The organism is Treponema sp. OMZ 788 (assembly GCF_024181245.1).
In the GTDB taxonomy this organism is placed as follows: domain Bacteria; phylum Spirochaetota; class Spirochaetia; order Treponematales; family Treponemataceae; genus Treponema_B.
This window is the reverse complement of sequence record NZ_CP051199.1, coordinates 1,134,334-1,146,774: the sequence shown is the minus strand read 5'-3', so window position 1 is coordinate 1,146,774 and position 12,441 is coordinate 1,134,334. Positions and strand designations below refer to the sequence as shown.

The 12,441-nt window shown below is 32.2% G+C and carries 12 protein-coding genes; 1 reads left to right on the top strand and 11 read right to left on the bottom strand.

Features of this window, described 5'->3' with window-relative positions; translation table 11 throughout:
• Positions 1–5 precede the first annotated feature (5 nt).
• Complete coding sequence (locus tag E4O00_RS05495) at positions 6–1,457, bottom strand: hypothetical protein (RefSeq protein WP_253679022.1); 1,452 nt, start codon at positions 1,455–1,457, stop codon at positions 6–8.
• 132 nt (positions 1,458–1,589) lie between these two features.
• Here E4O00_RS05495 and E4O00_RS05490 point away from each other — a divergent pair, with 132 nt between their 5' ends.
• On the top strand, positions 1,590–2,366 hold the full coding sequence (locus tag E4O00_RS05490) for a hypothetical protein (RefSeq protein WP_253679020.1): 777 nt from the start codon (positions 1,590–1,592) through the stop codon (positions 2,364–2,366).
• A 76-nt stretch (positions 2,367–2,442) separates the two neighbouring features.
• Here E4O00_RS05490 and E4O00_RS05485 read toward each other — a convergent pair whose 3' ends face one another.
• The 10 genes from E4O00_RS05485 to citX all read right to left on the bottom strand — a co-directional run bounded on the left by E4O00_RS05485 (position 2,443) and on the right by citX (position 12,435).
• Positions 2,443–4,560, bottom strand: a complete 2,118-nt coding sequence (locus E4O00_RS05485; protein ID WP_253679018.1) for a hypothetical protein — start codon at positions 4,558–4,560, stop codon at positions 2,443–2,445.
• A gap of 2 nt (positions 4,561–4,562) precedes the next feature.
• Positions 4,563–5,699 (bottom strand): hypothetical protein, encoded by a 1,137-nt coding sequence (locus tag E4O00_RS05480; RefSeq protein WP_253679016.1) that lies wholly within the window; start codon positions 5,697–5,699, stop codon positions 4,563–4,565.
• A gap of 10 nt (positions 5,700–5,709) precedes the next feature.
• Positions 5,710–6,618, bottom strand: a complete 909-nt coding sequence (locus tag E4O00_RS05475) for a hypothetical protein (RefSeq protein WP_253679014.1) — start codon at positions 6,616–6,618, stop codon at positions 5,710–5,712.
• A 35-nt stretch (positions 6,619–6,653) separates the two neighbouring features.
• Positions 6,654–7,079 (bottom strand): hypothetical protein, encoded by a 426-nt coding sequence (locus E4O00_RS05470; protein ID WP_253679012.1) that lies wholly within the window; start codon positions 7,077–7,079, stop codon positions 6,654–6,656.
• The gene (locus E4O00_RS05465) at positions 7,076–7,423 is read right to left on the bottom strand and encodes a hypothetical protein (protein WP_253679010.1); all 348 of its coding nucleotides are present in this window, start codon (positions 7,421–7,423) and stop codon (positions 7,076–7,078) included. Before E4O00_RS05465 ends, E4O00_RS05470 begins: the two co-directional genes overlap by 4 nt.
• A complete protein-coding gene (locus E4O00_RS05460; RefSeq protein ID WP_253679008.1) occupies positions 7,420–7,719 on the bottom strand; it encodes a beta propeller repeat protein in 300 nt (99 codons plus the stop codon). The genes E4O00_RS05465 and E4O00_RS05460 overlap by 4 nt, the downstream gene beginning before the upstream one ends.
• A 3-nt stretch (positions 7,720–7,722) precedes the next feature.
• Positions 7,723–9,015: a hypothetical protein gene (locus tag E4O00_RS05455; RefSeq protein ID WP_253679006.1), complete on the bottom strand. Its 1,293-nt coding sequence runs from the start codon at positions 9,013–9,015 to the stop codon at positions 7,723–7,725.
• A 59-nt stretch (positions 9,016–9,074) separates the two neighbouring features.
• On the bottom strand, positions 9,075–9,773 hold the full coding sequence (locus E4O00_RS05450) for a DUF2715 domain-containing protein (protein WP_253679004.1): 699 nt from the start codon (positions 9,771–9,773) through the stop codon (positions 9,075–9,077).
• Between the two features lie 400 nt (positions 9,774–10,173).
• On the bottom strand, positions 10,174–11,034 hold the full coding sequence (locus E4O00_RS05445; protein WP_253679002.1) for an Rpn family recombination-promoting nuclease/putative transposase: 861 nt from the start codon (positions 11,032–11,034) through the stop codon (positions 10,174–10,176).
• 69 nt (positions 11,035–11,103) lie between these two features.
• Positions 11,104–12,435, bottom strand: coding sequence for a citrate lyase holo-[acyl-carrier protein] synthase (gene citX, locus E4O00_RS05440; protein ID WP_253679000.1), 1,332 nt, complete (start codon positions 12,433–12,435; stop codon positions 11,104–11,106).
• Positions 12,436–12,441 lie beyond the last annotated feature (6 nt).

Sequence of the window (12,441 nt, the reverse complement as noted above, 5' to 3'; positions counted from 1 at the left end):
TTTACTTACGGATTAAATACTCCAGGCTGGGGAGCCCTGATTCTTACCAAGGCTGTAAAGGCATCGGAGTTTAGGTTTATAAATTCTTCTATCGAAGTTTCTTCCCCGCTTTCATACACATCGATATGAAAATTCCCGAAAACGTCAAAATAAGGAAAAAAGGCAGCAATATGATGATACTGACGCAAGGGGGGATTTCCTTTTTCGCGGCTTACAGCACCAAGATAAAAATGCCCTGGCTCGCTTATTGCAAGATAATAAAGAAGGGCTTGTAAATAGGAAGTTTGATAACCTGCATTTTTTTCGTATCCTTTAAACGAAGCAAAATCCTGCTTCACATTATTTTGTCTTATGGGAGGCACAAGGGCAAAGGGTTCAATTGCAACATCGATGCCTGAACCGATTGGTTTTATTGTACGCTTTACGTTTAGACTTAAAGCCGCAGCGGCCAAGTTTCGTATCCATTCAAGCCCGAAATGTAGTTCTTTATCCTTATATGGTTTTGTGAAATATGTATCAGGTACATCGGTTTCGGTTTTAAGGCTTTTAATAAAAATTCCCTGCCCCGCTATCGGCCGAATCATTCCGTCCACTATCCACTTTGCAAAACCTGAGCAGTTTACCCCGCCCCTTATATCTTTAAGTCTTTGATCGGGGCGAATGGCTTTAACAATATCGTCTTCGCTTTGAGGTCTTCCGTCCATCAGATGAACAGGCTTACCGAATTCATCAAAGGCCCCGTCTTCCACATAGACCAAGGTTTTTAATCTATCCCGAACGGTATCGGAAGCGGTTTCTACACCATTATAAAAAATAGGCGGATTAAATATGTCCCAAGGAAGCATATCTTTTGTAATGTCTTTTAGTTTTAAAAGAGGCAGATAATATAAATTTTCAAAGGGAATACCGACAGATATATCTTTTCGTACATAGGCGTTAAAAAGACAGATACTTATTAAGGACTTGTTTTTTGAAGATGAGGGTCTTATACTCAAATAAAGCTCAGGGTTTTCGCGAGGATAAATTTTAATACAGTCAGGAGCTCCGGTTTCATAATTCCTATATAAAATCCATGTCCCCTGCGGAACTTTTTCGAGGTTTGAAAACTCTGTGTCTACAGGGCTTACAACTACAGCTAGGAGATTTTTTTCTTTTAGATACACAGACCTCACCTTAAAAAGATTACCTTGAGAGTCTATTTCAATCTGCAAGTGCTTTAGGGCTATTGTCCCAGGAGAATCAAGCAGCCAATCTCTTGCAATATCCCTTCTCAACAAGGCTGAATCGGGAACTCTGTCCAGGGGAACAAGAGGAATCAGTCCGTCATCGGCCTTTAAAAACTCACTGCCGTATGACTCCTTAATCTCGTCATCAGAATAAACCGAAAAAACCAAAAGAGAAAAAAACAAGATAAAAATATATCTTTTGAACTTAATGTTAAGACTGCCCATGTTCATAGTATCGGATAAATTGAGAGAGAACTTAACTTAGTTGATTCTTGCTTCTTGAATATTATAAGTTAAAAAAACGCCAATAGACTTATTATCACGGGCGGAATATGTTATAATCTTTACCGTTGGAGGTTATTTATGGCAACAGGAAAAGTACATGATGAACATATTGCAATGGTCTTTGGAGAGGAATTTTCTTTAAAAAGGCCGGAAGATTTAAGGCTGATTCAGGATGCGGTCTATGCTTTAATGGATGCAACAGTAAAGGATAAAAACGGAAAAAGGCTGACAGAGGCCTTACAGCGTTTTCGAGATAGGCATATAGCCGACTTAAGCCCCGATGAAATCGTTGCTCCCGAAAGCTCGGCAAGCACCCATCAATACTATGCTCACAGGGGCTGGGATTATAATTACGAGGTTGAAGGGCTTGCCGAACAACAAGTTACCCAAGAATGGCAAATATGGAACAATAAACAAAAAGAGGAATTTAAAACTCATCTTTATAAGAGCCAAGTGCGTTTTAAGCTGGGTAAGGAAATTCTAATTAAAAGCATAAAGGATGTCTTCCCTTCTTTTAACACAAAAAAAACGGAGGCCCTCGCCCGTATATTTTATTATACCCATATTTACGGAGACCTCCGCTGGAATTCCCGCTTGGATTATTTGATAGATGTCCGCGATTTCCGAGACGGCCTTATCAGCGGTTTAAGAGATTTTGCAAGAGCTGAGGATAGAGAAAAAATAAATACGCTCATAAATAAAATTATGAAGGAATTACCTGATGGGCTAAAATTTACAATTCCTCCCCAAGGAGACAATGCCCCAATCGAGGAATGGAAACACTGCCTCCCCATGGATAGAGCTATGGAGGCGGTGTTTGAGTATTTTAGGAGTTGTCAAGTTTTTAAAAATTAACCGCGACGGGCGCAAAGCCGCTTGCCGTTTAGGCGGCAAGCTACGCAAAGGGGGGATTGGAAGTAATTTACTATTATTATGTAGTAAGAATATTTTCTACAATTTGATTTACAAAATTTGTAAATTCTTCAAAATTAAGATTTGAAGACACTTTGCCAAACATAGACTTTTTTTCATTGTAGTTACAAACATCCGTTATTGAATAACTTAAAATTTCCTTCAAATTATTTTTTATATCAGATATTTCAGAATCATCTCCATTGGACGTATTAGAAAAAAGAGTATAAAAATTTAAAATAGTATCTAGAGATTTGTCTATATTCTTACCATCATCACAAAATATACAGACTGAATTAGTAGTTGTTTTTGAAGAAATGGAATCATTTATAATTCGTTTACTATAATCGACCAGTTTATCAAAATCCATTTTTTCAGTTGTAATATCAAAATATTTTTCTCTCATAGTCCTATCAATGCCATAGGTTCTATGAAATATAAATTTTGAAATATTTCCATCTAAAAAATCATGAATATCACTAAATTCTTTCGCGATATTATTATCAATTCGAGAAAAAAGCTCAATGATGCGTATCGAATTGTTTACTGTATAATTATCAGTATTCGACTTACAAAAAGCACAATGACAGTTTTGTTCTTTTTGAGTATTTACCAGCTGATCTATACAGTCTTTTGTAAGTTTTTTTAATTTTTTAATATCTTTTTTTCCATTAGTAATTGCATTTTCAATAAAAAGATCAAAAACTTCGTTCCTCTTTTCTTTTGAAATTTGAGTATCATCAGCATATATTTTTTCTTTTAGCATAGCTACTAACTCATTTTTTTTATCTATAAAATCCTGATCTTGATTATTGCGAATAAGCCTATATATTTTTAATGCTAAATTTAAAGAATCAACAGTTTTTTGATTTTTACATACAATACATTCTTTTTTTGTAGTCAAATTTCTACTGGACTCCAAGAGTTTATTCACAATGGTAGACATAAATTCTTTTTTCTTATCTTCTTCAGGAATAACTGCTAAAAAATTTTTATATGCTTTTTTTCTTAACTCAGTGTCTTGAATCTCGTCTATTATAAATTCCTGAATACAATCTCTAATTATCGGTTTAGAGTTTTGATGGTTTATATTTTGATAAGCTTCACATACATAATCAATACATCTTTCTTTTAATCCATTGAATTGATGGTTATCCGATAGAAGTTTTTTAACTGTATCATAAGGAAAAAATTTCAAATTATCTACTTCATTAAACACCTTATATTTAAACTCATTTGATGAATGATATGCTGATAGTAATTTAAAAATAGTAGATGATTCACAAAAATTTTCAGTAAAAGAATATATCACATTTTTATTCTTTATTACAAAAATATAATATTCAACTAAAGATTTTAATACCTTATCAATTTCAGTCTTTGTATCAGGATATTTTGATATAGATTCTATTATATCATTAACATCATGGATAAGAAGATCAAAAGGCTCAAACCACCTGTTTTTAGTAAATAAATCCAATATATCTTTTACTTTTTTTATGGAGTAGTATATAGCCTCATTTTTTTGCTTTTCAAAATTATCTAGTTTTTTACCGCCTAGATCAAAAAAATAATTAGCTTGGGCATCATTAATTCCTTTAATAAGTTCTTTACAAGTCTGAATAGATTTTCTGGAACAATTATTTTCTATAATGTTCATTAATACATCTATCATGTTGTTTGATATAATATCATTTACTTTGTTATTAAAATATTTTATTACAACTTCATCAATACTTGTTAAATGAGGATATTTTCTATTTTGCAATATTACAGCTAAATGTCTAACAATTTGGTTTTTTTCATAAATTTCATCAAACTTTATATTTAATTCGTTTATAAAAAATAATGATAGATTTTTTTCATCTTCCATGATTTTAAGTTTTTTCCTAAAATCCAACTTCTCAAAATCATTTTTTAAAACAATTTTTTGTTTTTCATCATTAAAATCAGCATCATCAATTTCATCGATTTCAATATCTCTGGTATAATGTATTATATATTTATAATCATCATCTTCTAAAGTATAACCTTCTATCATTGGCTGAGCAATAATAATCTCGGTATTGAAGTTATTAGGCAGTGGTATATTATTTTGTTCTGGAACTATCTCATATTGATTTTCTAAATTAGTCATAATTATTGAATCCTCTCAAAATTAGTTTTTGTATTAGCTTCAAGACATTTCTTTTTATATATGTCGTATTTTGTAAGAAATAAAATAGAATTATTTCTACTATCGTAGTCTATAATTTCTTTAAAATCTACACTTAAATCGCTTCTCTTTGTTATCCATTTGGCTTTTTTATTCGCTACTTCTATAGCTTTTTTTCTTAAATTAAAATAAGACAATAATTGATGAAATAAAATAAGCACAAAAGAAATCATTTGAAAAACTTGATATAAATTGCTTATCTGAACTTTGTTTTCTCCTGTAGTAAGTATTTTTTGAAGAAATGGTTTTAATAAGTTAACAATATCATTTTTAATACTATCAATCGAAAAAAACACGCTTATACCACTTACAGCAATAATGGCAAGTAATACAATAGGAGAGCATATGCTAAGCAAAGTCTGTACAACATATCCAAATAATCTAGCTAATAAACTAATGATCTTAGCAAAAAATTTACTTGCAGCTTTTGTAGTACCAAAAACACGCGTTTTTAGCTGAGAAAGTAACAAAATAATAGCTCCTCCGCCCATAATAGCTATTAGCCATCTCGCTGTTGCATTACCTACAAATACTTCATTATACATATCATCAGGAAAAAAATAAAAAACAAAAATTTTAATTAAAAACAATAGCACGCCAAAACTAAGCACGGAAATAGGTATTTGGCCAATAGAAATTTCAAAGTTTTTTCTCTTTGGAAAGAGCTTATATAAAAAATCGGAAAAAATTACTATTGCTACGATTGCATATTCAACAATGCCAATCCCAGATATAGGAAACAGCACAATACTATAAAATGAAGTATAAATTAAGCTATCTGCTATCAATCTAATATATGAAATATAGGCAGGTTCTTTAAATCCTTTATGATTTGTATACTCTTCATTTACAACTTTTTTTATCTCATAAAAATTATAAGCTTGAAAAATGCCGAAGATTATAAAAACCATATTTTGAGGAAAGAGTAAAATTGAAAATTTTATACTTCCTCCTAATGATCTATATGCACTTGATAAATATAAAAACCAAACGCCTATAACAAGAGACCAAGAAACCTTATATAACTGTTTTTCAGTTTTTTCAAAGGTATAAAAATCCATAAAAACTCCTTTATAATTCAGGTATCGTTTCATCAAAACGATATTTTTTCCAAGCATTTCCTCCAAAAGCTTTTGTTATTTTCCAACTATTGCGTAAATTTTCAAGGTGCTCATAAAAATTTTTAAGGTATTCTGCCTGTGCACGATATCGGCCATTTTCGCCTAATTCATTTTTAAAATCTACCTCACGCATTTTTTGAATATGTTTTTGTAAACTCTTCCATTCAGACTCATTTGAATTACGCGTTTCATATAAACTTCTTATTTTTATGCAGGCAATTATAGCACCTTCTTTGGATAATACACCGCCATTAGGTTCGGTAATATTTTTAAAATACAAATCACATAATTTTGCAGTTTTATTATTATATAATTCATACTTGCTTATACAGTAATACGGTATTATTTCAGAAAAAGCGTATATATCCGTTTTACTTAAATTTATACTTTCAAGATATGAAGTAATATCAATTAAATGCTCTAAAAAATATTCCGGATTATTATATTCTTCAGGTTTTACAGTATCATTTTCAAAATACTTTCCAATCTTAGGTATATTACTGGCTATATCAGCAGCTTTATCTATAATCGTTTGATCTGATTCGTATTTTTTATATTTATAATATGCAGAAAACAATAATAAATATTTACGAGTTTCAGGAGGTATATTATCATCTAAATTTGTATCGATTTTATATATAGCTAAATCTAGTTGCTTATTTTTTATATCGGATAAAATGGATGTAACCTCACTCTTATTAGCTGTTTTTCCATCTAATTGTTTATTTACTGATCCTTCAAATTCTACAAGATCACTAGCATACTTAAATAATGAGTATGCAGGCATAAAAATAAAAGCAAGCAACAGACTCCATTTTATTATCATTATTATCAGTTTTTTTAATTTTTTTTCCCTCATCTTCCAAATTATCCCCTTTTAAACTATTGATAACATCAATTAAAAAATTTTATAACTTTTTTAAAGAAATCCCCTTTTTGACTTACATAGTCTGTTTTCTCGACTATTACATCCGTATTTCCTTTTTCGGTAGCTTCGAATATTTTTTCATATCGAAGACCGTAATGATCTATTAAGATAACTTTAAACATTCTTTCATTTTTAAAAGCTTTCTTACTGTCAAAATTTTGCAAAACAATATTTTCATCCTTTACTTCTTTCACTGTATCTACCAAAGATCCATCAGCGGTAGTCAACCGGCATTCTTTTATTAACTTTTCATCAGTTTTATTAATAATTGTTACAGAGCGATAGTCTTTTTTTCTTGCTTCTGCCACTTGCTTTTCCGTACTCTTATTGCAGCTTGAAATAAAAACTATAATTATAAGCAAAAAAAAGATATATTTTTTATCAATTTTCATTTTTCATCTCCGTGATTCTCAATATTTTTATTCTCATTTAATACAGCCTTTACAGTTTTTTTAGGTTTCTTTATGTCATTTATATCAGAAACAACGTTATTCATTGACTTTGAAGTAACCGCCTTAAAGGAGTTTATTATTAACTTCCCCTCATACTTTAAGTAAAAAACAAACCCGTTAAACGATGATAATATAAAAACTGCTCTGGTGTACTCTCCCATAATATTTCCGGATGTTACTAATTGAAGTATACCTAATCCTGCTATTATTACCCAGATAATACCCGCAACCGATTTCATACCAATCCATGACAATATTGCAACACCAACAAACCAATCCCTCATCTTCCTATTCCTCCCCTCTTATACCAAGTCATACCCCTGTTAAGCGAATAAAAAAGGCCGTTTTCGGTTGCGGCTAAGAGCTCTTTTCCGCCGTCTACGATGTCGTAAAATACTCCTGTTTGATAGCCTTGAAAACGCAGATACCAGGTTTGACCATTATTAAGCGAGTATTCAATGTGTTTGCCGTTTTTTGGGCTTATTCTTATAAGCTCTTTTTCAAGATTAAGCATCATCGGCATCCAAAAACTCCTCATCCCCATCCGCCTGCTCATCACAGGCAGAGGGACTTTTTTCAAAACCTATTTATACTCATCCTTTACATAAGAATCGGGAGAGTCTTTTCTTTGCTCCATCAAAGATTTGAACCAATCAGGGGCATTCGATAAATCGACCATATTGGGGAGCTTAGCCTGATAGACATTTAAAAAGTCGGCAAGATAGAGGATCCAGCGGACATTACCGCCCCAATCGTTTATTTCTGCGGAAGAATAAGGGTAGTTTTTGCCGTAATTTAATATTTTATTAAGTCTAAGCCAAACCCATTGAGTACTTTTCTTTTTCTTAAAATTTGTTTTTTCCCTATCTGTATATTTGAATAAATCTTCGCTATCTTGATAAGACGGAAAAATTATATTACACTCGTTATCCTTATTATAAAAATAAATCTTATTTATTTTTTTCGAATCTGTTCTATAACCTATTTTATATTTCGAATTAAGAAGTAAATCGGCCTTCTTATTTATAAAAGCCGAAGGTTTATCGACAAAATTTTCCGGAATATTTGAACCAACGGTTACAAAAATCCATTTTCTCAACACACGCTCATCTTTATCATCAAATCCTTCTATACCAAAACTATATTGTTGTAAATTCTCCAAGTTTTTTACCTTAAATTCTGTGGAGCCATCTTCAACAGCTTTTAAAATTTCAAAACCCTCATCTCCTATACCTTTTTTTATAATAAATTTTTTAATTGCCGGAATATTTATCCAAGAAAGACGAACTGACTTATCTCCGGGTTTTGCAGTAAATATAAATTTATCAAGTTCAAAATCCAGATCACTTTTACCGTAGTTAGGAACTGTTTTGCGGTATGCCAATACTTCTTTAAACCAGTCTGGAGCATTTGTCATATCGACCATTTCCGGAAGCTTTGCCTCATACATATTTATAAAATCTGCAAGATATAAAATATAAAGGACATTGCCTCCCCAATCATTAGCAGCGGCGGCATCAAAAGGCATTTGTTTTTTATTGGTATTTAAGACCTTATTCATCCTTGTCCAAAGCTTGTTACCGGAATCAGAATTTAACCGTTCAATTTCTTCTTCATCAAATCCAAAAACCTTTTCGGCCTCTTGGTAAGAAAAAGGAAGCATAAGCCTTTTACCGTCTTTTGTGAATTGGATTTTTTCTGAAAGCCCCTCGGTTGTAAATCTTATTTTTTGATTCGATTTAAGAAGTTTTTGCTCATTTTTTTCGCTAAAATAAGGTTCTTTTCCTTCTTTTCCGCTTCCGGTTGTCTCGCATCCGGCAAAAAAAAGACTTACAATAATTGTAAATACAACCAAATTAAAAAAATGTTTTTTCATTTAAAAACTCCTTTTGCGGTAATTTTAACCGCGTATAAAATATTATATCAATTTTTAGTTTAAAATCTAAAAACAGGTCCAAATTTTAAGAAAAAACCGTTAATAAAACCGGTATAAAAACCATCAAGCCTGTTTGTAGAATTTATCATACCAAAAGAAAGTACTTCAGTAATTGAAGCTTCAATTCCAATCTTCTTTGTAAAAAAATATTTGATCCCGACATGAAGAGGAAGTCCAAAATTAACAAACGTAATATTATGCGTAAATCCGTCATTGTTGTGTTCCGTGCTATTGTTAATTTTATTTATTTTAGGAAAACCGACACCTAAAGTTAGACCCGCTGCAGCTGTGACATGAGTATTTTTTATATTCTTATAAGTATACCCAAAAAGAGCACTGCCTTCCCATAATGCTCCTTTTAAATTCAAAACAGCATCATCATAAATATATCCGTCTACATAACTATCATATCTTACAGGATAATCCGTAGCTTTTACTTTTCCGTTTAATAAAAAATATTCACTTAACATAAAAGTAAAACCGTTTTTGGTATTAAGACCTAAATTAAAACCAATAGTAAATGCAGTCCAATTTTCTTTTAAATATGTCGCCGAAGCAATGTTCCCAAAACCTATGAGCGGTGATACGGTAAATTCAATCGGTTTTTCCGGTTTGTTTTGCTTTTCTTCAACATCATTAGAAAATGCCATTCCAAAAACAAAAATAAATAATACGAAAATAACTACTATTTTCTTCATACAAAAACTCCTTTTGCGGTAATTTTAACCGCGCAAAAATATCGGTTTGCAGAAGAAATTTTGTTCTTCTGAAAAAAAAAAGCTTTTTTGTAAAATTTGAGGCAATGCCCATGAAATACAAAAAAGCTTATTATTTAATATTATGTAGATATTATTGAATATTAAGATATGAATAAAATTATATAGATAAAAATTTATCGGGGGGGGGGGGTAAATTTATACATCATTTTATTAAGAGCATTTTTAATAAATTTCATATAAAATACCTCCTCCTTGCCTTTAATTAGGCATAATTATATCCATTTTTATAAGTCTTGTCAAGGAAAAATTTATCTATTGGAGTAATTTAGTTATTAAGTACATATATGAAAATTAATTATTACTTAAAATTAAACAGTATTTAGGACTTAATTTTAAGTTTTTCTATTTCCCCACAGCTTAAACCTGTAGCTTTCGAGATATTTTCAACAGACAAACCTATATCAATTAAGTTTTTTGCAGTCTGCATTACACCATCTTTAAACCCTTGAGCTAAACCTTCTTGTCTGCCTTCTTGTCTGCCTTCTTGTCTGCCTTCTTGTCTGCCTTCTTTCCAGCCTTCTTGTCTGCCGTAGTGATGAGCATCCATTTCAAAACCTGAGATAAAGCGGTATTCGCTGCGAGCTTGTTCGTTGTTTTTTAATTTTTCTATCATCTTTTCTATCCTCTCTGTAAATTCTGTTGTAACCTTACCGGTTTTTACATATTCCAAAAATCCGCTTAAGTTCTTATTTTCTGCTTTTTTAAAAGCATTTGCATTTATTATTATTTTCTTTGCTCCGTCATTTAGAAGCGTTTTTCTGTCTTCAAGGCAAATGTTTTCAAAGGTATAAAGGGGTATATCTTTCCCGACCGAATCAAAAAGACAAAGAAATATTATATAGCTGTCATTTAGGCTGCTATAATGTTCTCCCTTGTCTAAAAATAAAATGTCTAGTGCTGCCTGATAGTAACGCATACGCTTAGGAAGATTATGCTCATTAACTGCCTGCATTTCAATATCATATGATTTACCGGTTTCATCTTTGACTAAAATATCAAGACGTATAGACTTAGCTTCCGAGCCGGTACTTATTGCATTTTGAGATGATAAATATGAGATTTTACCTATTTTATCGGCTAAAGTCAGTTTGAGAAATGTTTTGCAAATTTCTTCATCTTGCATAATTTTGCAAAACATAAAGTCGTCTGCAATGGTTAAATCATCAAAGTTTTTCCTCATTTTTACCTTCCCACAGATATATTATAGCACATAGTATAGATTTTTTCAATTCATAAACGGGGAATTCAATTAAAACACTCCGACAATCCACTCTATCAGCTCCAGATTATACAAAATGATAATCTTGTCTGCTGTTCCGCCTGTAGAGATATTGTTTTTTTCACACCATGCAGAAAATTCGGTAACAGCAGTTTCTTGAGCCGGCCCTTCCTCTATGGAAAGGAGGCTGTTAGCTTTTTTTTGTACTTCAAGTAAGGCCTTTTCCCCCTTACGCTTTACAATTGTAGTGTCGCAAGTTTTTTCAATCATCTTGACAATAATTTTTACAAAACTCTCTCCCTCTGAGGAAGTTTTTTTATAAAGTGGAAGCCAAGCTTGAAAGTGTTCGGCAAAGCCTGAGAGAGCCAAGTCCCTCACTCCCCCGCTCCCTAAATTATTAAAGGCTTGCAAAGAGGCAGGGGAGCATTCTTTAAGTTCAAAATCTTTTTTTAAGGGAAGAGAAAAGGCTGCTATTTCCCTGCTTAAATCGGCAAAGGATTTTTTTTCTTTTATTATGCGGAAGGTGCAGGCATTCAAAATAAGAAGCAAAAATAAAGCCCCCTTGTAGGTGTTTACTCCTCCCGTAAAATCGAAGAGGCATTCTTCTTGTTTTTTTCCGTATTCGCGCAAGGCTTCAAAGGAAGCACAATCTTTTGCACTTAAATTTTTAATTGCATTCCCGATTAGGGGAATACATTCAAGCATGAGTAAAAAATCCATATCCTTGTGAGAGCCTTGGGAATTTGCCGTAACACAGCCGAAGCCCAAGGGACGGCATAGCTCTGTAAGGAGGGAGCTCTCGGTTAAATTACCTAAAAGTTCAAAAAGCTCTTTATCGGAAAACTGCCCGTGGTAAGAGGGCTTGCCGTAAGACCAATCTTGATGAACCTTATCTAAGATAAAATCCATTATTTCTTTTTTGGAATGAGTGCGGCTTCTTGCACAGATAACGGCATCTTTTTCGCACAAAAAACATTTCCGCCTCTGATTATCTTTGGGAAAATCGCTGCGCGAAAAAAGTTTTTCTGAATTTAAAACATCAATATCGGCAAGGCGGCCTAAAGCTTCGGTATTTTCAATTTGTATGCTTAAAGCCTTTACTTCCAATGGAGGAGAGTTTACAATCAAAAAAAAGATTAAGCCCTCTTCATCGGTATAGGAATGAAAAATTTTGACAGGGTTCATCTTTTTTTTACATTCCAAAAAAATGCGGTATACAATCCAATTCGATTCGATTGAGCCTTTTTTTTCACCCGGAATATTTGCCCTTATCACTACAAGGCTTGAAGACGGAAAACTGTGTAAAAGCTTTTTTTCAAATTTATCGGTCTTTTCTCTTTTTTCCAATAAAGACAGGCTCATCTTTTC